This window comes from Dyadobacter sp. LHD-138 (assembly GCF_030929615.1).
GTDB lineage: Bacteria > Bacteroidota > Bacteroidia > Cytophagales > Spirosomataceae > Dyadobacter.
The window spans coordinates 152,538-174,229 of record NZ_JAVFVU010000004.1 but is presented as its reverse complement, the minus strand read 5'-3'; the positions used below and the strand labels follow the sequence as shown (position 1 = coordinate 174,229).

20 protein-coding genes are annotated in these 21,692 nt (G+C 42.0%); 7 read left to right on the top strand and 13 right to left on the bottom strand.

Features of this window, described 5'->3' with window-relative positions; translation table 11 throughout:
* The first annotated feature begins 184 nt into the window (after window positions 1-184).
* The gene (locus tag RB622_RS03525; RefSeq protein ID WP_308045128.1) at window positions 185-1,243 is read left to right on the top strand and encodes an agmatine deiminase family protein; all 1,059 of its coding nucleotides are present in this window, start codon (window positions 185-187) and stop codon (window positions 1,241-1,243) included.
* Between the two features lie 51 nt (window positions 1,244-1,294).
* On the opposite strand, the gene RB622_RS03520 is transcribed toward RB622_RS03525, so the two are convergent.
* The 10 genes from RB622_RS03520 to RB622_RS03475 form a co-directional block, all read right to left on the bottom strand.
* Window positions 1,295-1,522 (bottom strand): hypothetical protein, encoded by a 228-nt coding sequence (locus RB622_RS03520; RefSeq protein ID WP_308045127.1) that lies wholly within the window; start codon window positions 1,520-1,522, stop codon window positions 1,295-1,297.
* A gap of 50 nt (window positions 1,523-1,572) precedes the next feature.
* Window positions 1,573-1,836 carry a hypothetical protein gene (locus RB622_RS03515; protein ID WP_308045126.1) on the bottom strand — a complete coding sequence of 88 codons (264 nt, stop codon included), beginning with the start codon at window positions 1,834-1,836 and terminating at the stop codon, window positions 1,573-1,575.
* 15 nt (window positions 1,837-1,851) lie between these two features.
* Window positions 1,852-2,736 (bottom strand): HlyD family efflux transporter periplasmic adaptor subunit, encoded by an 885-nt coding sequence (locus tag RB622_RS03510; protein WP_308045125.1) that lies wholly within the window; start codon window positions 2,734-2,736, stop codon window positions 1,852-1,854.
* 14 nt (window positions 2,737-2,750) lie between these two features.
* Window positions 2,751-4,931 (bottom strand): peptidase domain-containing ABC transporter, encoded by a 2,181-nt coding sequence (locus tag RB622_RS03505; RefSeq protein ID WP_308045124.1) that lies wholly within the window; start codon window positions 4,929-4,931, stop codon window positions 2,751-2,753.
* A 14-nt stretch (window positions 4,932-4,945) separates the two neighbouring features.
* The gene (locus tag RB622_RS03500; RefSeq protein WP_308045123.1) at window positions 4,946-6,871 is read right to left on the bottom strand and encodes a carboxypeptidase-like regulatory domain-containing protein; all 1,926 of its coding nucleotides are present in this window, start codon (window positions 6,869-6,871) and stop codon (window positions 4,946-4,948) included.
* 328 nt (window positions 6,872-7,199) lie between these two features.
* Complete coding sequence (locus RB622_RS03495; protein ID WP_308045122.1) at window positions 7,200-7,694, bottom strand: type II CAAX prenyl endopeptidase Rce1 family protein; 495 nt, start codon at window positions 7,692-7,694, stop codon at window positions 7,200-7,202.
* An 81-nt stretch (window positions 7,695-7,775) separates the two neighbouring features.
* Window positions 7,776-7,934, bottom strand: a complete 159-nt coding sequence (locus RB622_RS03490; RefSeq protein ID WP_308045120.1) for a hypothetical protein — start codon at window positions 7,932-7,934, stop codon at window positions 7,776-7,778.
* 33 nt (window positions 7,935-7,967) lie between these two features.
* Complete coding sequence (locus RB622_RS03485; RefSeq protein ID WP_308045119.1) at window positions 7,968-8,138, bottom strand: hypothetical protein; 171 nt, start codon at window positions 8,136-8,138, stop codon at window positions 7,968-7,970.
* Between the two features lie 148 nt (window positions 8,139-8,286).
* Window positions 8,287-8,559, bottom strand: a complete 273-nt coding sequence (locus tag RB622_RS03480; RefSeq protein ID WP_308045118.1) for an HTH domain-containing protein — start codon at window positions 8,557-8,559, stop codon at window positions 8,287-8,289.
* 215 nt (window positions 8,560-8,774) lie between these two features.
* Window positions 8,775-9,578: a GH25 family lysozyme gene (locus RB622_RS03475; protein WP_308045117.1), complete on the bottom strand. Its 804-nt coding sequence runs from the start codon at window positions 9,576-9,578 to the stop codon at window positions 8,775-8,777.
* A 285-nt stretch (window positions 9,579-9,863) separates the two neighbouring features.
* On the opposite strand from RB622_RS03475, the gene RB622_RS03470 reads away from it, so the two are divergent.
* Window positions 9,864-10,088: a helix-turn-helix transcriptional regulator gene (locus RB622_RS03470; protein WP_308045116.1), complete on the top strand. Its 225-nt coding sequence runs from the start codon at window positions 9,864-9,866 to the stop codon at window positions 10,086-10,088.
* Between the two features lie 393 nt (window positions 10,089-10,481).
* Complete coding sequence (locus RB622_RS03465) at window positions 10,482-10,862, top strand: hypothetical protein (RefSeq protein ID WP_308045115.1); 381 nt, start codon at window positions 10,482-10,484, stop codon at window positions 10,860-10,862.
* Between the two features lie 68 nt (window positions 10,863-10,930).
* Here RB622_RS03465 and leuS read toward each other — a convergent pair whose 3' ends face one another.
* A complete protein-coding gene (gene leuS / locus RB622_RS03460; protein ID WP_308045114.1) occupies window positions 10,931-13,756 on the bottom strand; it encodes a leucine--tRNA ligase in 2,826 nt (941 codons plus the stop codon).
* Between the two features lie 387 nt (window positions 13,757-14,143).
* On the opposite strand from leuS, the gene RB622_RS03455 reads away from it, so the two are divergent.
* The 3 genes from RB622_RS03455 (at window position 14,144) to RB622_RS03445 (ending at window position 17,576) form a co-directional block, all read left to right on the top strand.
* Window positions 14,144-14,806: a porin family protein gene (locus RB622_RS03455; RefSeq protein WP_308045113.1), complete on the top strand. Its 663-nt coding sequence runs from the start codon at window positions 14,144-14,146 to the stop codon at window positions 14,804-14,806.
* Window positions 14,807-15,043: 237 nt separating this feature from the next.
* A complete protein-coding gene (locus tag RB622_RS03450; protein ID WP_308045112.1) occupies window positions 15,044-16,534 on the top strand; it encodes a helix-turn-helix domain-containing protein in 1,491 nt (496 codons plus the stop codon).
* Window positions 16,535-16,685: 151 nt separating this feature from the next.
* Window positions 16,686-17,576, top strand: a complete 891-nt coding sequence (locus RB622_RS03445) for a sterol desaturase family protein (protein ID WP_308045111.1) — start codon at window positions 16,686-16,688, stop codon at window positions 17,574-17,576.
* A gap of 15 nt (window positions 17,577-17,591) precedes the next feature.
* Here RB622_RS03445 and RB622_RS03440 read toward each other — a convergent pair whose 3' ends face one another.
* Window positions 17,592-18,755, bottom strand: coding sequence for an acyl-CoA dehydrogenase family protein (locus RB622_RS03440; protein ID WP_308045110.1), 1,164 nt, complete (start codon window positions 18,753-18,755; stop codon window positions 17,592-17,594).
* A 107-nt stretch (window positions 18,756-18,862) separates the two neighbouring features.
* The gene (locus RB622_RS03435) at window positions 18,863-19,798 is read right to left on the bottom strand and encodes a sugar phosphate isomerase/epimerase (protein ID WP_308045108.1); all 936 of its coding nucleotides are present in this window, start codon (window positions 19,796-19,798) and stop codon (window positions 18,863-18,865) included.
* A gap of 246 nt (window positions 19,799-20,044) precedes the next feature.
* Here RB622_RS03435 and RB622_RS03430 point away from each other — a divergent pair, with 246 nt between their 5' ends.
* The gene (locus RB622_RS03430; protein WP_308045107.1) at window positions 20,045-21,622 is read left to right on the top strand and encodes an FAD-dependent protein; all 1,578 of its coding nucleotides are present in this window, start codon (window positions 20,045-20,047) and stop codon (window positions 21,620-21,622) included.
* The last annotated feature ends 70 nt before the right edge of the window (window positions 21,623-21,692 follow it).

Sequence of the window (21,692 nt, the reverse complement as noted above, 5' to 3'; positions counted from 1 at the left end):
TTACTCAACGCTAATGAAGATCCAGAGCCAACGGCTTTGGATTTTTCCATTTTATACAGGCGACAAACATGTATTTTCAAATTTGTCCGTTTTCTTTCTTAGGTTCATCCATGCGATTTCAAAAAACCTTTGCGACATTTGCAGGACATTTGAAGTTAGATCAACAAACCATACCATTACCACCGTGTCACAAATTAACCTGTCATCCACACCCAAAGCATCAGGATTTACGTTTCCAGCCGAATGGCACCCGCACCGCGCTACCTGGCTTACATTTCCGCACAACGATGCTTCCTGGCAGGGTGACAGACTTAAAAACATGTATCCCCAATATCTGGCTTTTATCAAGGCCATCAGTCAGGGAGAAAATGTAGGGATCATTGCCCATGATGAAAATCTGAAACAATTTATCATCACACAACTGACTGCCATTGGTGTTGATCTTTCCAAAATTGAATTTATCATCAAACCCACCAACGATGCCTGGTGCAGGGATCATGGCCCTGCTTTCCTCATCAATCCTGATACCAAACAGCGCATGATCGTTGATTGGGGGCATAATGCCTGGGGTGGTAAATATCCTCCGTATGACGACGACAACCGTACACCGCAGGCGATTGCAAAATATCTTGATTTACCAGCTGTCACACCGGGCATTATCATGGAAGGTGGTTCGGTAGAATTTAACGGAGCCGGCAGTATACTAACCAGTAAATCCTGTCTGTTAAACAAAAACCGTAATCCGCATTTGAATCAGGGACAGATTGAACAATACCTTTACGACTATTACGGAGCCGAGCAGGTTCTTTGGGTGGAAGACGGCATTGTAGGTGACGACACGGATGGGCATATCGACGACACAACCCGTTTTGTCAATGCAGACACGATTCTTGCCTGTGTTGAAAACGATCCGAACGACGAAAATTACGATGTTTTACAAACGAACCTGAAAATGCTCAAAGCCATGCGTTTGTTAAATGGCAAACAACCGAATATTATCGAATTACCCATGCCCAAAGCCGTGGTTATCGACGATTTCCGGACACCCGGCTCCTATGCTAACTTCCTGATTTGTAATGCGGGCGTTATCGTACCGGTTTTTAAAAACCCGAACGACCAAATCGCCATCGATATTCTCGAACAAGCATTCCCTGATGGAAAAATAATTCCGTTAGAAGCCACTGAAATCATCTGGGGCCAGGGAAGTTTCCATTGTCTGAGCCAGCAGGAGCCTTTAGTTTAGTTGAAAGTGGAGCGTGGAGAGTGGAAATTACATTCGCTCTACACTCGATTTTTACATAGCCAGGCGGATTCCCAAAGACAGCGTTACCGGAGAAATACCCTGGTAAATGTTTTGCGGATTAATGACGATATCGTTCGCAGGATAACCAATCTCGGCCGTCTTGGTATAAAAGAAATTCCGTTTTTGTTTAAGGAGAAGTATGTCATCGATCCGGATATTCGGGGTATAGCGTACTTCTCCAAAGAACGGAAGATACTTCCTTTCTTTACGTTGCCTCATACTTGAAAATGTATTAACCGGCTTACCTATTTGATACCTACCAAACATATCTATCCATTCCTCGGATCAAACCAATCATCGACCTTGTCGTAGATTAGCTGATACAAGCTACGTTTCGTAATCACAAATTCAGCGCGAAGACTTAATCCCTTGGTAAGTGTTACCTGATAACCATTTTTCAATTGCAGCTTTTTCTGATCCAATGAACATTTAACTTTAAACACGGGTTGGTCCTTTATGATGGTAAAATCCCGGGCGATATCTTCAACCTTACCTTTTACCATCCCCCATTCATTATAATTGAAAGCATCCATGCGGAACAAAACATGTTATCCCTTTTTGATAAGCCCTATATCCTGTGGTGAAACATAACATTCGGCGATGATCAAGGAATCGTCAGGCGAGATGATGCCCAAAGATTCGCCAGCTTGTATAAAACTACCCACGTATTTACCGGAAATCTGCTGCATACTTCCGGCAACAGGCGCATTGACTACATAGTTTTTCTTCTGTTCGGTAAGCTGCTTCTCCTCTGCATGTAACTGTTGCAGGGTTGTACGCTGACTGCTCAAATCAGACTGCCACTGCCCCATTTGCTGACGAAAAGCGGATTCATATTGTGCAACCAGCTGCGTATGTTCAAATTCTTTACTATCAAACTCACGCATCGCAATCACCTTTTCCTTAAAAAGTCTTCTATCGGCATCCAGTTCCTTTTTGATCTTTTGCTGGTGAAACAAGTTCTCCTGCATTTTTGACTGAAAAGAAAAAAACTGTTGCGCATAAAGCGAAGTTCCGAAAATATGCTCCTTGTATAAACCAGACTTATCAGTTTTGACCAGTTGTTCCAGGTCGTGGATAAATGCGTTTTTCTGCTCTTGCTGTTCCTTATTCAAATGTATACGCGAAGATAATTCCTGAGAACTTATCTCGTAAAGCACTTCTCCTTTCCTTACCGTCTGGTTTTCAATGACAGTCACATGTTGGATAACACCATTGACCAACGAACGAAGTTCTGTTTTCTCGTTTGCAGTACGAAGACTTCCACTGCTTTGGACGGATATATCAATGTATAGAAAAGGAAGAGAAAACAAGGTCAGCATGAGGGCAAAAATTGTAGTGGCATATATCCACTGACTCCTGACTGCCACGCGCGGCAAATACCCTTCCATGCTATTTTCAAGAACATCTGAGGGGAAAAGTTGTTGCTGCATACCCTGTCGCCAGATTAATTTACATGATTTGTTTCAAATACTGTCACGCCACTTTGCTGACTCCATAATGAAGCATACTGTCCCTTTTCGACCAATAGTGTTTCATGAGTCCCCTTTTCGATAACTTTGCCCTTATGGACAACGATAATCTCATCCGCTTCCCGTACCGTGGATAATCGATGCGCAATAAGTACTACCGTTTTTCCAGCCGCACAAAGCGACTTGATCGTATCCTGCACATATCGTTCCGAAATTGTATCTAAAGACGACGTGGCTTCGTCAAAAATAATTATCTCAGGTTCGCGGTATAACGCCCGTAAAATGGCCAGCCGCTGCCGCTGACCTCCCGACAGATTACTCCCGTTCTCAGCCAGTTCCGTAACATACCCATTGGGCAACGCTTCAATAAATTCATGAATACCCAGTTTCCTGGCATAATAAAGTATCTTTTTCATGTCAGGTTCAAACGCACCAAGAGCAATATTTTCCAGAACAGTAGCCGCGAAAAGATGGATTTGCTGCGGAACAACACTAACCAGCTTTCTTAAACTTTCGTTGCTGAGATGCTGAACATCAAAATCACCGATATTAATCCGCCCGCTCTTCAAAGGGTACAAATTTTGCAGTAGCGAAATAAGTGTAGACTTACCTGACCCGCTCTCTCCCACGATCGCAGTAATTTTACCTTTCCTGATTGTTAGATTCAGATGTTCAAAAATAATGGCGCGTGTTCCATATCTGAAAGTAACATCTTCCAGACGGATATCCCCAACCATATCCTCGGTGAGCTCAATTTTATGTTCTGTTTTCTCACGTTCCAAATCCATAATCTCAAAGAGCCTGTCAGCGGCAATCAACGCATCCTGGATGGTCTTGTTCGCACCTATGAGTCTGCCGGCGGGTCCCGTAAAATAACCGATCAATGCATAAAATGAAAAAAGCTCACCTGCCGTGAGTGCATTGGTTATGACAAAGGAGGTTCCAACCCACAGTAAAATGATCGTAAATAGCTGAGAAATAAAGCCGCTGGCGGTACTAACCGAAAGGGACGACATAAATGAACTATAAATGGTACGAATCAGCTGAATAAACCGTGTTTCCGTTTTATAGTTAGCATAAGCCTCCATACCAAATCGTTTAATAGTCGAAGCTGCGTTTAACGATTCCACCAACTGCGCTTCCAGCTCGGCACCATTCTCCATGAGTTTACGCTGAAGACGTTTATTAATCCGGTTCGATATCCAATAGAAAAACACATAAAACGGAATGATGGCCAGCATAATCAGCGCCAGTTTCCAGTAATAAGTGAACATCAGCATAAAGGAAAACAGCACGATAAAGACATTAACAACCAGGTCCAGCACCGTTTCATTGATAAAAGAGCGGATTTTAACGGCGTCATTTACCCTGGAAATAATCTCTCCCACCCGCATGGTATCAAAAAATTGCTGCGGAAGTGTCAGTAAATGTTTGTAATAACCCAAAATAAGCTGCGCATCAATCTGCTGACCGGTTTTGAAAACAAAAACCGTTTTTATCGTACCCACTACGGTTTGCAAAACCAATATCAGTAACATACCGACACTCAATAAACGCAGCAAGTCCATGTTGCCCGAGGGCAATACATGATCGGTTATTTTCTGAATATATATGGACGTGGATAAGCCAAGTAAGGTAGCCACAGCTGCACCAAATAAGGCCTGGATCATGACACTTTTGTGTGGATTGACCAAAGCCCAGAAGCGGCGTAGAACGGAAACTCGTTGATTTTCAATTACAAAATTATCCGCAGGCAATAAAATTATTAATACCCCTGTCCATAATTTTTTAAATTCTTCTAGTGCTTTAGTATGGATTTTACCATCTCCGGGATCCATATACGTGACATCTTTATCTGTAACTTTGTATATTACAATGTAATGATGCAACCCTCCTTTTACAATAACATGGGCAATTGCAGGTAATGGAATTTTATTAAGACTTTCTAGCGCTCCCTTAACGCCTTTTGCCTGAAACCCAATTTTTTGAGCGGCTTCAATAAGTCCAAGGACATTGGTACCTTTTTGGTCTGTCCCTGCATATTGTCTCACACGGGCGATAGGCATCCCTAATCCATAATGCCCCGCAACAGAAGCTAAACAAGCTGCACCACAGTCCGTGATATCATGCTGTTTAATAAAAATACTTGCTCTCATAGATAATGACTAACTTAAAGTCTCATACGTATCCCAAAGGCCATGGACATGGGAGAAACACCCCTATATACATTCTCAGGTGTTATTAAAATCTCACTGGAAGGGTAATCCGTGACAACAGTTCTTGTAAATAAAAAATTTCTTTTCATTCTGAGCAGTAGTATGTCCTTTTGATGGATATTTTGAGCATAGCTCAATTCTCCAAAATAAGAAAGTCGCTTTTTCCGATATTCCAAACCCAAACCGATCTGACCGTTAATATCCCGGTCTCCTAAAAAAACTTTTGAATTCTTACCCAAATTCTTACCATTCATAACTATATCCTTCTCGGAAGAAAGTTCTCCTAAGTATAGCCCCGCTTTACCGATTGAGAAACCTATCGAAGCTGTTACAAATAGCGGATTCCCTTCTCTTTTCACCAGATAATATTGATAAAATTTAATCGAAGTGACCTTGTAAAGATTAGAGTTAAATAATCCATCCGTAAAATCCATTCTGAGCTGCTTATATGGATTCAGTTCGTATCCGATGCTAATTGTACTCCCGGAGATGACGGCAGGCCTGGAAATTGCCCGTGCACCACCATTCATTTGATCCATGTAATCTAACCAGACACGCTCTTTATCTATGGATTTAAAGAAAGCTCCATTTAATGCGTAACCAATTGTTATGCGTTTTGTTAAGTTATATATTCTGACTTTAAGATCTCTTCTCGATTTAATCTCTTTATAACTCGCTTTCGCAGTTTCGTCGCGAGACATCCTAATCCTCGCCATTTTTAATGCCGAATCCATTTCAATCGTGGTGTATTCATCCCAAAAATGCATATCATTAGTACTCTCTAATTCTGCAAACAGCTCGCCGTATTTCAGCCTCTTCTCTAATGGTATTTGTTTACGATTTTTTATCAGATCACAGGCAGTTGTAACAAATTCAAGTACATAATTACTCTCCTGCTTTGTCTTACCATTGTAGTTTTTACCACTTACCGAAGTGTATTTCACCACATTTACAGCATCTTGATGTTGATAAAGTGTTAGATAATTTCTGGTAATTCTTCTTATTGGAATCAGAGGATTTGGGTTTTTCGGATCATTATCTTTCCATTCAATTTTCTGATAAGCCAGCGTTTTTTTGTCAATCCAAATTTTACCTTCCTTTGTTTCTCTCGTGTCATTTGATTTAAATTGAATGACATAAACTGAATCTTTTCCCATATTGTATTTCGAAATTGATTCAAGCTGATAAATAAAACGTTTATTGAAATAGGCAGGATTCAAAAAAGCTTCTCTCATTTTGACAGGATCATTCCAATTAACCATAAATGCGCCACCGTAATATCTTACGTTATCGATACTGTCACGTTGAGGGAATCTGAGGTTACGCACTTTAAGCACTTCTACCTGAGCATCTTCTTTTGAATTTTGATATCCACTTTGTTGGATTCTTAACGAAGATTCTGTAAAATCCAGATAGCGATTATCTTTTGTCGATTTATGATAAGATCTGTAAAACCCAATTAATTCAATTGAATTTTGAGGATAGTTGTCGTTAATTTTCCTGTATGCTTTCGCAAGTAAAACCTTTAGGGAGCTATCGGGAAAAATGAAAACTTCATTAAGTTGCGTTGCATCCGCTTCTAAAATGACTATAAGACCCTGTTTATCAATATCAATTTTATGTTTATTGGTTTTATAACCCAGAGAACTAACGACCAATATCCGATTCTCTAAATTACGAATCACCAGGTTAAAATATCCCTGTTCATTCGTAACAGTTCCATTGTTTTCTCCTTCAATTTGAATAGAGGCAAAAGGGATAGCTTGTTGCTGCACATCCAAAATCCTGCCAGCAATATGTCTCGTCTGCGCATAAGCATTGAGACTCACAAAAAGTAACAAAAATCCTATCTTTGGAACTCTCCCAAGAAGTCCAAGCATATAATATTGGGGTTTATTTCAGCTAATTGACAAATACGAGCTATCAAAAGACAAAATTTGCGGCAAGCTGCTATTGAAGCCAGGCAGGCCGTTCCGCAACCAATGATATGGTGTTGTTTAATAAGTGGGCTAGCGATCAAAGTTGACAGCAGTCCTTTAATTCTGTAAGAAAGCAATGATTTCTTACAGAACTTAATCAATCAATATACCTCAATATAAAAGTTTTCACTATTGCGTATAAACGAACAATAACTGGCCCTGATATCATACCCAATATAAAATAGATATATTTTTCCTCTTGCTTAAACTTTGTTGTTGCCAAAATCGTTCAGAAATAATTAAACAAAATAACAAATGCATTATATAGAGAATGGAGAATGGTTGTGTTCAAATAAGAATTCTCCGCTCGCTTATCTGAAATTAAATAAAAAATAGCCATTAGTACTCCTCCAAAACAAGACGATAAAAAATATACAAAATTAAAACAATGATTAAAAGCAAATAAAATTGAAGCAATTAAAACAAAGCATTTAGAGAAAGATAAATATTGCCATTTAAAATATTTCAATGTTTTAAATGGGAGCAAGAAAAAAATAAATGTCTCAATAATTGGTGCTAAAATTAAAGACATAATTAGCTTAATATAAATATTTTGCCCCTCAATAACTGGATTTACCAATACATTCTCCTGTTGAAGTACTAAAAAAATCAGATTATTAAATATAAATCTTGAAACAATCTCAATACTTAATGAAATTGTTACAAACCCCCCATTACTAACACTTAGGATAAAGTAATTTATATCTCTTATGGTATATTTCATAACCCTGTTGAAGTAAGATAGCTTATTTTTTTATATTGGCGGCGACATCAAAAACATATCTCCGCCAATATAAAAATACAATTATCCTTGTATTGCAGAAGCCCCTTTACCCATCGCAGAAAGCAACCACCCGAGAACATATCCTACATCCCCCCCAAAAGAACGGTCAAGTTTACCGCCCTCAATTGAGACCATTTCCTCATAGGCTAAACTTTCCAAGTCATCTATCAAAATATTCATATTGATTTTTCCTTTTAGTGAAAAAAAATACTGTTAATTTGCGCGTAAACCACTTCCTAACCCCGACTTAAAATCAGCCCAATCGGCCACACATCCTGCTATAACAAGCAGTGCAAGTTCTTTCCAGATACCGCCATTGGTTTCTTGAATCTCACTATCATTCAAAGAGTTTAATTCTAATTTTTCTAAATCAAAAGAATTCATCGTTCTTAAAGTTTAAAGTGTAAAATGAAGTAAAAGTCATCAATCGATTCCGTTGGCCAACAATATTAATTTGATGATGGCGTAAAGCTAAATCCGCTCACTGAACTATTACCGCAGTGCCAAAAATTTTCTAAAATGATTTGAATCGTTACTCATTCCCCCTCCCAGTTAAGCCGGTTACATCATTATATAATTCGAGAAACCCCATATTAAACTGTACTTCCCGTTCATAATAATAAGTACGTCTATGCGGGCAAAAGGCTATTGGCGCCCCCATCTCGCGCATAACACGTATGTATTCAAAAGTTGCCCTTTCTGAAAGATTCAGTTTTTCGGCTAATTCGGCAGGAGAGCCCGTTGCCTTTCTCCTTATCATATGATGCAGCCGGTCGAAGCGTTCCAGATATTTTGTCAGGTTCATAAGATCGTGTGTGTAAAATTCGGAATGCAATGTAGCACCTTCAATCAAAAAAAGCCTTCGTAATTGGGCTCTTTTTTAGTCAAATTTGGAATAAAATAATATTTTATTCAAGTAAATACACACTAAAAGCCCCCAGATCAAAAACAGCAGGCCTCAAATCTGGTTATTTGCATTCCGGATAGTCAATTCTCTAAACCATTGTTTCAATACAAAACCTACTCCCCCAACTGCTCCCAATCCCCGGGTTCGTGCAAAAAAACATTGTAGTCTACAAACCCACGAATTCCGTCGGCCCAGCCTTTTTCGCTGTACTGCCAGAACAGAACCTGGGCGTCTTCGGCCAGATCATCGATATGATTTCGCGAATAACCCGCCAGCCAGAGCGGATAATCATCAAAATTTCCCGCGATATATTTTTTATAAAAGTGCTCATTCACATAAATAATCGGACGGACGCCATAATGCTTTTCGATGAGCACCAGCCAGTTTCTCACACCCTTTACGATGATTTCATTGGGTTTTCGGGCGTCCGTTTCCAAATCCAGCACGGGGGGCAGATCGCCCGGAAGCAGGTCAACCTGGCCAATAAAATTTTCCACCTGCCTGTCGGACATAACCCTTGGGTTATAGAAATGATAAGCTCCGCGTTTCATGCCCACGCGCCTGGCTTCCTGCCAGTTTCTCTGAAATTGGCGGTCCAGATGGGTGGCACCCTCCGTAGCTTTTATGTACACAAAGTCAATACCCACTTCATCGGTACGTGAGTTTTTTAATTTATCCCAGTTAATACGAGCATTGTGGTGCGATACATCTATGCCATGCACGGCGTATTTGAGCGGAAATTTAATGCCAAATTGACTTACATAAGTCCATTTATTTTCATCCTTGCGGTCGCTCCACCAAACGAGTGCGCCAATCACCAACACAATGCCTGCGATAATCGCCCAGCCTTTCAAAGGCAGCGGTTTCAGATAGTCAGGTTTGCTTAAAATGGTACTTCGTGATTTCTTTTTTGTCATAGGAAAGCAAAAGTACAAAAAGATAGGAATGGTTGGTTGTAACAACGTGTCGCACTAAAAACATGCCGTCATTCGAAATAATTCTACCGTAAATAGAACACAACATAACACATTGATTTACAATTAATTAAAAAATAAACCACCTACCAAACCATCCCAATTCGGCAGGAACATCAAAAAAATAAACGCTTGCTACGACTTATAGCGTGACCTATCAACGAACCTCTAGTCTAACCGAATACACACTATATATACGCTCATTGTTTACAATAAATCCTGTAAGTTATGGAACCCAAAAATTTAAACGGCCTCGGAAAGCGATTAAAAAAGCTTCGTCAGCTGCATGGATTTAAACAAGAGAAAATAGCCAAGGAAATTGGTTTAAGCCAAACAGCATACAGTAAAATAGAAACAGGCGATACCAGCTTAACCGTAGCCAGAGCCGCCGCGATAGCCAAAGTATTTGGCATGACACTGGCCGCACTATTGGAGTGGGAAGAAAATATTTAAAAAAATAAAAATAATTTGTGACCTCAGCTAAAAGAGCTCGTCTACATACAAAATAAAAGAAAACTGGTTGTACGCACTATACATACAAAAAAACAATTGATCACACACACATTTTAAACACTTCATCAACTTTACAACACTTCATCAACAAACTGAATTTAAGCCTACCTACCACTTCATTTTACACACGCAAAGCCTGTTCTTAACGAAAGTTAGAGAATGGGCTTTTTAATCTTCATTTTAAGATAATCCAATACCAATAACATACGATTTTGCCATTCATTCTGCTATAGCACCACTCATGTACTTTGCATTGCATAGTACCTGCCATAACCCATACATTTGTTATGTTCTTTTAGCGCAACACATAGCAAATCTATAAATCTATTAGCCATGAAAAATTCAATCAAAAACATCATCAGCGCCCTGGTTTTAGTCGCATCCATTTCATTTTCTGCTGTTGCGGGAGACAAAGAAGTAAAAAAAGTAACCGGATTTAATTCCGGGATTTATGCTTCCAAAGACGGAAAGATCAAAGTGAACATCGACAAATACAACGATGCCAGCACTGCGATACTTTTTCAGGATTCAAAAGGAAAAGTGTTTTACAGAGAAGTGGCAGGTAAACACGATAAAAAGCTGAGAAGAGAAATCGATATCACCCAGCTTCCAGCCGGCGACTATACTCTGGAAATTGTCAGCAAAGGTGAAAAACAAACCAAAGAATTCCAGTTGTTGGAAAAGGTCGTTGAACGCTCAATCAAGATGGATTAATTGCCAATTCCATGGTAAACAAAAGACCGATGCAGTCAGAGCCTGCATCGGTCTTTTTTATTTTATTTTTAAATAACTACGTTCACTATACGTTTCGGAACAACGATGACTTTTTTAGGCGTATTGCCTTCCAGCCATTTGATCACAACCTCATTCGCGAGTACTTCTTTTTCGATCTCCGCAGGGGCTGTATCCAAGGCAAACGGAAGTGTCACCCGGACTTTTCCATTGATCTGGACCGGATATTCGAATACGGCGTCGATCACATACTGCTGCTCCCATTTCGGGAAAGCCGCTTTTGAAACCGTTCCTTTTTCGTTACCCAAAGCATCCCACAATTCTTCGCTCAAATGCGGTGCATAAGGGGAGATCAAAATAACAAGTTCCTGCAAAACAGCTCGCTTGTTACATTTCAGGCTTCCAAGTTCATTTACACACATCATGAACGCACTTACGCCTGTATTGAAAGAGAAATTTTCAATGTCCTCCTCAATTTTCTTGATCGTTTTGTGCAATACCTTCAGTTCCTCCGGTTTCGCAGCTTCGTCTTTTACAACCCATTGTCCCTGATCGTTGTAAAACAAACGCCAGAATTTACGGATGAAACGGTAGGTACCGTCAATACCATTCGTATTCCATGGTTTCGCCTGCTCCAACGGTCCAAGGAACATTTCATACAAACGAAGCGTATCCGCACCATATCTTGTCACAATATCATCCGGATTCACGACATTGAACTTGGATTTCGACATTTTCTCGACTTCCACGCCGCAATGATATTTTCCGTCTTCCAGAATAAATTCGGCATTTTCACCGGCAATATCCGGACGTGTCGCCTTGAATTTCTCAACGTCAAGAATATCATTTTCAACAATATTCACATCCACGTGCAAAGCAGAAACTTCGTATTGAGATTTCAAGCCGTCGCTGACAAAAACAGGTTTGCTGTATTCTTCGCTTTTTACACGATACACAAAACTGCTACGCCCCTGGATCATTCCCTGGTTGATCAGTTTCCTGAATGGCTCCTCCTCAGATACAAACCCGCGGTCTTTCAAAAACTTATTCCAGAAACGACTGTACAATAAGTGCCCGGTCGCATGCTCTGTTCCACCGATGTACAAATCGACGCTACGCCAGTAATCGATTGATTCTTTCGACGCAAATTCGGTTTCATTTTTCGCATCCATATAACGGTACCAGTACCAGCTGCTTCCAGCCCATCCCGGCATCGTACTCAATTCATAAGGATTTCCGCTACCATGTCCCCATCCTTCCGCACGGCCAAGCGGCGGCTCTCCGTGTTCAGTAGGCAAATATTTATCAATCGCCGGCAAGTTAAGCGGCAATTCTTCTTCTTTCAACAAATAAGGAAGCGGCTGACCGCTGCTGTCATTTTTATAAAAAACAGGCACAGGCTCACCCCAATAACGCTGACGACTGAAAACAGCATCGCGCAGACGGTAGTTGATCTTTCCTTTCCCAACACCTTTTTCTTCCAGCCACTGGATCAAAACTTTGTTGGCTTCATGGAAAGTCAGGCCGTTGATCATTCCGGAATTAATATATTTCCCTTCCTTGGTATTATCTGCCTGTATCTCGGTTTCTTTCTGAGAATCCAGTATCGGGATAATCGGCAGATTGAAATGTTTCGCAAAGTTCCAGTCACGCTGGTCACCCGACGGCACTGCCATCACCGCGCCCGTTCCATAACCCGCCAAAACATAGTCCGCGATATAAACCGGAATTTTCTCCTCGTTAAACGGATTGATGGCATAAGCTCCTGTAAACGCACCGGAAACGGTTTTCACATCACTCATACGATCACGCTCCGACCGTTTTTTCGTAAAATCAATGTAGGCATCAATGTCCGCTCTTTGCTCAGGTGTTGTGATCACGTCCACAAGCTCATGCTCGGGCGCGATTACCATAAACGAAACACCGTAGATGGTATCCACACGGGTGGTGAAAACTGTTATCGATTCTGCACCAGCCCCACCCTCTTTTGAAGTCGCGACCGGGAAAGTCACAAGCGCTCCAACCGAACGGCCGATCCAGTTACGCTGCTGCTCTTTCAAAGATTCCGTCCAGTCCACATTATCCAGACCATCCAGCAAACGCTGTGAATACGCCGTAATACGCATCATCCACTGACGCATCAATTTCTGGATAACAGGAAACCCACCACGCTCAGAAACACCATCCTTTACCTCATCATTGGACAAAACCGATCCCAGACCCGGGCACCAGTTTACCGTCGCATCGGCAACATAGGTAATCCTGTATTTCAGCGTAATCTTGTATTTTTCCTCTTCTGACCATGCATTCCATTCCTCAGCCGTAAAAGCAGCCGTATCTTCGTCGCAGGCTGCGTTGACCTGCTGATTACCATTGGTTTCAAATTGCGCGGTCAGCGTTTCAATTCTTTCCGCTTTCTGTGTGTCGTTGTTATACCAGCTTTCAAAAAGTTCGGTAAAAATCCACTGTGTCCATTTATAGTAGGACGGATCAGACGTACGTACTTCGCGGCTCCAGTCGTAACTGAAACCCAGATTTTTCAATTGTTCAATATATCGGGTGATATTCTGCTCCGTGGTGATGGCCGGATGCTGACCTGTCTGGATCGCATATTGTTCAGCCGGAAGGCCAAAACTATCGAATCCCATCGGGTGCAATACATTAAAACCCTTCAGGCGCTTATATCTGGAATAAATATCAGAAGCAATATATCCAAGCGGATGACCCACGTGCAAGCCGGCCCCGGAAGGATACGGGAACATATCCAAAACATAATATTTGGGAAGATCAGACTTATTTTCTACCTGAAAAGTCTCATTTTTCTCCCAAAAATTCTGCCATTTCTTTTCTATTTCCCGAGGACTATATTCACTCATTCTTTATCAACAATTTAGTCTAAAATTAACTTTGGTATTAATAGCCCGCAAAAATAGCGTTTTTGATTGTATTCAACCCTGTTTTACCGTAAATCCTGTCAATATTAAGTTTTGGAAACCGTAGAGATTATGATGATTGTTAAAGGATTATGATTAGCATAGCGGCTTGCCATAGAATAAATTGTGTGACCTGTATAGCCTCCCTGCGTATAAAATCCGCACGGACTCTTCCATATAGCGGTTTTATTAAATCTAACAATTGGCAAAATTCCTGGGGAAACAAATACTCACATGGACACAAAACATTATTGTTATACCAACGGCACAGCTTTTTACAAGTTATTTTAAACAACCAGTAAAATCATCAATTAAAATTAAAAACAGTTTATGAAAAAGTTAGTATTGATAGCGCTTTGTGCGGTTGGGATCAATTATTCGGCATTTGCGCAATATGATCCGGCCTTCCGGTTTGGTGTCAAAGCCGGTGCAAATTTATCCAACATCAACGGCAATGATCTGTCATTGGGCTCGGGCGGAAATGCATTTAATTTCAAAGATAATTCTGATCGTACATTGGGGTTTGCCGGTGGTGTATTTTTCCGGTTTGGAAAAGATTTCTATTTGCAGCCCGAACTTTTACTTTCTCAAAAGGGAGCAAAATTCGACTTCGATAATTCGGTAAACGATGGTAAGGTGGATGTAAGATTCTCAAATCTTGACGTACCGCTGCTCTTTGGGGTGCGCATTGCCAAATTTTTCAGAATCAACGCAGGGCCCATGGCTTCTCTGAGGTTATCGGACAATGGAAAACTGGGCGATTCCTTTAACGAAGTAACAGGAAGCAATTCAAAAGCGGAATTCAACAACCGTCTGGCTTTCGGTTACCAGGCCGGAGTCGGTGTTGATTTTGGCAGAATGAGTCTGGACGTGCGTTATGAGGGCAATTTTAACGACATCGTAAAGGTTAACTACAACAATGCGACTACGGCAGCCCAGTTTGGCAGAAAAAGCAATTTGTTCCAGGCAACCCTGGGTTTTGCTATCTTCTGATCCCGCATCGTGACAAAAATTACAGAGGACAATTGATAAAATTGTCCTCTTTTTCTTGATCCGGAAACAACTTCTTGCGTATTGAACGGCATAAATTAGCCCGTCGGTTAGGGATTTGATCCAGATAAAGTAATTTTGCAGTTTACATTTTTATATCGTTTGATATATCAGATAAACAATCGGCTTTTCGATTTTGGATTGTTTTGAGTAACCCTAACGAGCATACCCCCTATTATCGTGGCTTTAAATACTGACAACGTACGACTGGTTTTTGGACTGAAATTAAAACAGCTTCGCCTGGACAAGGGCCTGTCGCTGAGTGAACTTTCCCAAAAGTCAGGCTTGTCGATTTCTTATATCAATGAAATTGAAAAAGGAAAAAAGTATCCAAAGTCCGATAAGATCATTGCGCTGGCCGGTGCCATGGAAGTCGATTATGACACGCTGGTTTCGCTAAAACTCAGCAAGCGGCTTGAACCCATATCTGAGCTGCTGAGCTCCAATATCCTTACGGAACTTCCGCTCGAACTCTTTGGTATCGATCCCGCCAGTTTGCTCGAACTCCTTTCAAATGCGCCCACAAAAATCAGCGCTTTTGTAGGGACACTCATCGAAATTGCCAGAAATTACAACATGTCGGTGGAGAAATTTTATTTCTCCGCGCTGCGCACTTATCAGGAAATGCACGACAATTGTTTTGAAGATATCGAGGAAGAAGCCGAACGGTTTATGTCAGAAAGAGGTATTCCGGTTGAGAAACGGCTGGATGAAACTTACCTGGCAAATGTATTAACATCGGAGTATAATTATAAAATAGAGGACATCAACGAAAAGGTCAACCCCGAATTTGCCAGCGTCCGGTCGTTAACCATCACCCGCCCGCAGGGAAACCGGCTGCTTGTCAATGTGCACCTTTCTTCGGTACAACGTGCGTTTATTTATGGCCGGGAAATCGGTTATGTCTATTTAAAACTAAAAAACCGGCTTCACACGACTGCGTTAGTGGAAGCTGAATCTTTTGAACAACTGCTCAACAACTTTAAGGCGTCCTATTTCGCCAGTGCCATTATTATCAAACGTAGTTTGCTGATACCAAGGCTGAAAGATTTTTTTGCGCTAAAAACCTGGCAGCCTGAAAAATTGGTCGCGATGGTTGAGGCGTTTAATACCACACCGGAATCGTTTTGCTACCGGCTCAGCAATGTACTACCGACTCATTTTGGCATCAAACAAATCTTCTTTTCAAGGTTTAACAATTTTGCTGGACAGAATTTGTTCGAAATGACCAAGGAAATGCACATTTCCCGAAAGCATAACCCGCATACGGTTAAGGATGAACACTATTGCAGACGATGGATCGCGCTCACCATTCTGGATGATCTGGCAGAATCTGTCAAAAATAAAACCTACGTCAATACCATTTGTAAAGCGCAGCGGTCACGATATATCGATACACAGGACAATTATCTGATCATAAGTTTCGCCCAGCCGACTGCCACGACACCTAATCTGAACGTTAGTGTTTCTATGGGTGTTTATCTGGATGATCAGACCAGTAAAACGATACAATTCCTTGATGACCCGGAAATACCCTCACGGGATGTGAATGAGACTTGTGAACGGTGCTCCTTATTTGATTGCAGAGAGCGTATTGCAGCGCCGGTCATTTTGCAGAAAAAGCACAAAAACGAAGAGTTGAGAAAAGCACTGCGCCGGTTGATTAGCTAAGTAAAGAGCCGATAACATAGGGGTGCTGATTTATTTAATTGTCATAATCATATACAATTAAATCTTATATTAGAATATCCTTAAAAAGCTGAAACCACACCGTTCAGTTTCCCTACCGTCCTATCTTTGTAAAATATTTGCAGACGTTATTATGCCAGGTACATACGAATTTGAAGATCTCCTCTTAAAGCTTTCCACCCCATTTTACATTTCACTGATTGCCCTTGAAATACTCATTACCTATCGGTCACATAGAGTTTCTTATTCCATCAAAGATACTTTGACCAATGCGGTACTGATGCTGCTAAATGGCAGTGTTGATTTGCTTTTCCGTGCGGCTTATATCGGGGTTTTGATCTGGTTTTATAATTTCAGAATGATTGAACCGATCGTAAATCCATACTTATACTGGCTTGCCCTGTTTCTTTTGGAAGACCTGGCTTTTTACACGCTGCATTATGTTGATCACCACAGCAGGCTATTCTGGGCTGTGCACGTAACACACCATTCTTCCGAACATTTCAACCTGACAACCGGATTCCGTTCTTCGGTTTTTCAGCCATTGTATCGTTTTTTTTATTTTATTCCGCTGGTTATGATCGGCTTTAATCCGGCTGATATCGTGATCATGTATTCGCTGACGCAGATTTACGGGATTATCGTACACACGGAGTATGTCGGAAAACTGGGCTGGCTGGAATATATCTTCGTTACACCTTCGCATCACCGCGTTCATCATGCCAGCAACATCGAATACCTGGATAAAAACATGGGTATGTGCCTGATTATCTGGGACAGAATTTTCGGCACCTTCCAGGAAGAAATGCCTGCGATTCCGCCCCGATACGGATTGACAAAACAAACCGAAACAGCCGGTTTAACGGACACGGTTTTTCACGAATTTGTAGAGATCAGGAAAGATTTTGAGCAGCCTGTCGACCTGAAAACCAAATTTAAATATTTACTTAAAGCGCCCGGATGGTCGCCGGACGGGTCCAGACAAACCAGCAAGGAACTTCAAAAAGAACTTTCCGAAAAATAAGCCAGACAGCCGGGTTTATTTAAAAGCAGGATGTCCCGTAATTTCTGCGCCTAAAATCAACAGGTGAATATCGTGCGTCCCTTCATAAGTCGTGACAGATTCAAGGTTCATCATATGCCGCATGATCGGATAGGAATCGGTTATACCCATCGCACCTAATATTTGCCGTGATTCTCTGGCTACCTGCAAAGCCATTTCCACGTTGTTTCTTTTGGCCATCGATATTTGCGTAGTCGTGGCACGGGATTCATTCATCAGCGTTCCAAGCCGCCATGACAACAGTTGTGCTTTGGTAATTTCCGTGAGCATTTCCGCCAGTTTTTTCTGTACGAGCTGGAAAGCACTGATTGGCTTATTAAACTGAAATCGCTCTCCCGAGTAACGGACCGCCGTTTCATAACAATCCAAAGCAACACCGATGGCCCCCCAGGCCACCCCATAACGGGCGTGATCCAGACATTGCAATGCGGCTTTTAGTCCGATGGCATCCGGCAAAATATTCTCTTTGGGAATAAGTACGTTATCAAAAAGAAGTTCGCCGGTGGCACTCGCCCGCAGCGACCATTTTCCGTGAATCGTAGCCGTTGAAAAACCTTCCATACCACGTTCCACAATCACGCCCTGTACCCGGCCATCCTCATTTCTGGCCCAGACAACGGCGATATCAGCAAACGGGGCATTCGAAATCCACATCTTCGAGCCGTTCAGCATATAACCTCCGTGTGTTTTAGCAATATAAGTTTTAAGCCCTCCGGGATCCGAGCCATGATCCGGCTCTGTTAACCCGAAACAGCCTAATATCTCCCCTTTTCCCAATCCGGGAAGGTATTTTTGTTTCTGTTCTTCTGAACCAAACTGGAATATTGGCCACATCACCAGCGAGCTTTGCACCGATACGGTTGAGCGCATGGAAGAATCGCCTCTTTCAATTTCCTGACACATCAGTCCATAACTGATATAGTCCATCCCACCGCCACCATATTCTTTGGGAATCGTTGGACCGAAAACACCCAGCTCGCCGAATTTCCTGATAAATTGTTGTGGAAACTCTGCCTTTTGGGCGTATTCTTCTATAATAGGTTTAATTTCAAGATCAGAAAATTCCTTCACAACCTGCGCGATCAGGCGTTGTTCCGGCGTCAGTAATTCCTCTATTTGAAAAAAATCGGTCGTCAGCATCGTGTTGTTTATTTTGATTGATGATATTCAAAAGTTACAACTTTACACAGAAAAAACCTTACCAATTATGTAAGAATTGATAAATATTCTCTTTGATTTGCCCGTGTCTATTTAAGCCAATCGCTGAACATTTTACCGGCAGCCTCCAAATCCTGTTTATGTGCTTCCACGCCATTTACAGTGTTAGGAGATGTTTTTTCCAGACATTGTTCCAAAACCAGATTTGGCCTGACACCCATTCCCTGCAAACTATGCATGAGCCGTTTGTAATCAATATCACCATCGCCAAATGTTTCCTGCCAGACACCACCTTTCGACTGGCGCAAATGCAGCTCGACGATACGTTTTCCATATAATTTTACGATATCAAACAGGGCGATCTGCGAATTTCCCGATCCGCGATAAACCCAGTGCACATCCAGACAAAGGGAAACATTTTTCGGATCTGTTCCCAGCATCATGTGGTGAAATTCCCTTGCCGCTGCCCGCAGTTCCACATCATGGGTATGATAGGCTAGAGTCATTCCTCTTTTTTTCAATTCGGCTCCGAGCTTATTGAGATTTTTAGCCTGCTCCGCCAATTGTTCATCCGACTTGTTCTCAGGGCCTCCCCACTTGACCGGATTGGGATTTGTAACAATAATTTTTGTTTTCGTCTGCTGTACGGTTTCAGCAATCGCCAACACTGTCTGCAAAGATTTTTCTGCCTCAACAGCCTCGTGCAAAGCGCTGTTTACGTAAACCGACGGCATCACGAGATTATGTTTTTCCAATAAGGGTAATAGCTTTTTTGCCTCATCCGCATTGTTCAGCCCCGGTTCGTAAGCTTTCAAACCCGTCGAAGCAAACTCGGCTAACGAGGCATCAAGATTCGTAAACCAGTCGCGACCGTCTCTTTTGTAAAAGGTGATCCAGGAATATTGATTGCAGGAAATCTGAAAAGTTTTTTTAATATCTCTTGAAAAACCAAAATCGGGCAAGACGCTCACGCTGCTTGCCACCACTGCGGTACTTAAAAACTGACGACGATTGATAGAGGCCATGATAAAAAAGTTAGAACTGACTCATAAACATAATACATAAAGTCAGTTCCAGTGATAACTTACCATAAACTCATCCCAGTTATTCACGGACGTAAATGAGCGTCAGTACCAGTTCCCAGGCAGAAGACATGGTTCCACCTTGTTTCACAGGAACCCCGCTCAACACAGCAAACGGTTTTGAATATTAATCGAAAAGTAAAAATTCCTTACCTTTGCCCTGTTAAAGGATAAATCCCTTTCTTAAAAATGCAACAGACACTTCAACTTACACTCTTGCCGGAGATCGCTCTGGATGATGAGAATTTCCGTCAGTATATCAATAAAAAACTTCGTTTAAGTACTGACGACAAGCCGTTTATAAGAAAAACACGCCAGTCCATTGATGCCCGTGGAAAGCAGGTCAAAGTCAACGTTCAGGCCGAAGTCTATATCAATGAAGTACCGCCTTCCCTGATCCAGACGCCATTACATTATCCCGATGTAACAACCCGTCCGCAAGCGCTTATTGTTGGCTGCGGCCCGGCAGGTATGTTTGCGGCCTTACGTTTAATCGAGCTTGGAATAAAACCGGTCCTTTTTGAAAGGGGAAAAGATGTACGCGCCAGACGTCGTGACCTGGCAGCCATCAATAAGGATCATATCGTCAACCCTGAATCCAATTATTGTTTCGGAGAAGGCGGCGCCGGTACTTATTCTGACGGCAAACTTTATACCCGCTCAAACAAGCGCGGAGACATTCGCCGCGTGCTCGAAATATTTGTAGGACATGGCGCCAATGAGCAGATTTTAATCGATACCCATCCGCACATCGGGACAAACAAACTTCCTATGGTGGTGGCCGAAATGCGTAAAAGCATTTTAGAGGCAGGCGGAGAAATTCACTTTGACACCAAGGTTACCGACCTGATTTTAGAAGGGAATAACTTAAAAGGCGTTATCACCGATGACAATAAAGAACATACCGGTATCGGGGTGATACTCGCTACGGGGCATTCGGCCAGGGATATTTATGAGCTCCTGGACAATAAGAATGTACTCATAGAAAGTAAATCGTTCGCGATGGGTGTGCGTATTGAGCATCCACAGCGTGTGATTGACAAGATACAATATCACTGCCAAACCGACCGGGGGCCTTATCTTCCGGCAGCCTCATACAGTTTGGTAACCCAGACGAGATATGACGGTGTGCAACGCGGCGTGTTTTCGTTTTGCATGTGTCCCGGTGGATTTATTGTCCCGGCAGCCACCGCTTCCGGTGAAGTCGTTGTTAATGGTATGTCACCCTCTCGTCGTGATTCTCCCTATGCCAATTCCGGTATCGTCGTTTCCATGGAAGATGCTGACCTGGAACCTTATCGCGCATTCGGTGCTTTGGCCGGATTGCAATTTCAAAAAGAAATTGAACAGGCTGCCTGCAATTTTGCCGGTGCTACCCAAACGGCTCCTGCCCAGCTTGCAACCGATTTTGTCAACAAAAAAATGTCAGGGCAATTAAGGGAAACTTCTTACCAGCCAGGCATTACGCCGGTTGATTTATATGAGGTGCTCCCTCCCAATATCGCTTTTCCGCTAAGAGACGCTTTGTCTGATTTTGGCAGAAAAATGAAAGGTTACTTGTCAGGCGAGGCCCAGTTGATCGGTGTTGAAAGCCGTACCTCATCACCATTGCGCATTCCGAGAGAACGTGAAACCTGTGAACATCCTGTCGTGAAAGGACTTTTCCCTTGCGGTGAAGGGGCTGGATATGCCGGAGGAATTATGTCAGCGGCGATGGACGGACAACGATGCGCGGAACAACTCGCCGCCTTGTATGCTGCGGTTTGACACGGGTATTTGGCTGACAAAAAAATAATGACTAACATTGTTAACACAGAAAATCGGCTGGAATACAACT

What these genes read in the sequence shown, in the direction of transcription:
- RB622_RS03470 (WP_308045116.1), top strand. Translation starts at nt 9,864, where the DNA reads ATGGAACCCAAAAATTTAAACGGCCTCGGAAAGCGATTAAAAAAGCTT.
- RB622_RS03515 (WP_308045126.1), bottom strand. Translation starts at nt 1,836, where the DNA reads ATGGATGCTTTCAATTATAATGAATGGGGGATGGTAAAAGGTAAGGTT.
- RB622_RS03465 (WP_308045115.1), top strand. Translation starts at nt 10,482, where the DNA reads ATGAAAAATTCAATCAAAAACATCATCAGCGCCCTGGTTTTAGTCGCA.
- RB622_RS03520 (WP_308045127.1), bottom strand. Translation starts at nt 1,522, where the DNA reads ATGAGGCAACGTAAAGAAAGGAAGTATCTTCCGTTCTTTGGAGAAGTA.
- RB622_RS03485 (WP_308045119.1), bottom strand. Translation starts at nt 8,138, where the DNA reads ATGAATTCTTTTGATTTAGAAAAATTAGAATTAAACTCTTTGAATGAT.
- RB622_RS03440 (WP_308045110.1), bottom strand. Translation starts at nt 18,755, where the DNA reads ATGCTGACGACCGATTTTTTTCAAATAGAGGAATTACTGACGCCGGAA.
- RB622_RS03500 (WP_308045123.1), bottom strand. Translation starts at nt 6,871, where the DNA reads ATGCTTGGACTTCTTGGGAGAGTTCCAAAGATAGGATTTTTGTTACTT.
- RB622_RS03475 (WP_308045117.1), bottom strand. Translation starts at nt 9,578, where the DNA reads ATGACAAAAAAGAAATCACGAAGTACCATTTTAAGCAAACCTGACTAT.
- RB622_RS03480 (WP_308045118.1), bottom strand. Translation starts at nt 8,559, where the DNA reads ATGAACCTGACAAAATATCTGGAACGCTTCGACCGGCTGCATCATATG.
- RB622_RS03490 (WP_308045120.1), bottom strand. Translation starts at nt 7,934, where the DNA reads ATGAATATTTTGATAGATGACTTGGAAAGTTTAGCCTATGAGGAAATG.
- leuS (WP_308045114.1), bottom strand. Translation starts at nt 13,756, where the DNA reads ATGAGTGAATATAGTCCTCGGGAAATAGAAAAGAAATGGCAGAATTTT.
- RB622_RS03455 (WP_308045113.1), top strand. Translation starts at nt 14,144, where the DNA reads ATGAAAAAGTTAGTATTGATAGCGCTTTGTGCGGTTGGGATCAATTAT.
- RB622_RS03495 (WP_308045122.1), bottom strand. Translation starts at nt 7,694, where the DNA reads ATGAAATATACCATAAGAGATATAAATTACTTTATCCTAAGTGTTAGT.
- RB622_RS03505 (WP_308045124.1), bottom strand. Translation starts at nt 4,931, where the DNA reads ATGAGAGCAAGTATTTTTATTAAACAGCATGATATCACGGACTGTGGT.
- RB622_RS03430 (WP_308045107.1), top strand. Translation starts at nt 20,045, where the DNA reads ATGCAACAGACACTTCAACTTACACTCTTGCCGGAGATCGCTCTGGAT.
- RB622_RS03445 (WP_308045111.1), top strand. Translation starts at nt 16,686, where the DNA reads ATGCCAGGTACATACGAATTTGAAGATCTCCTCTTAAAGCTTTCCACC.
- RB622_RS03510 (WP_308045125.1), bottom strand. Translation starts at nt 2,736, where the DNA reads ATGCAGCAACAACTTTTCCCCTCAGATGTTCTTGAAAATAGCATGGAA.
- RB622_RS03435 (WP_308045108.1), bottom strand. Translation starts at nt 19,798, where the DNA reads ATGGCCTCTATCAATCGTCGTCAGTTTTTAAGTACCGCAGTGGTGGCA.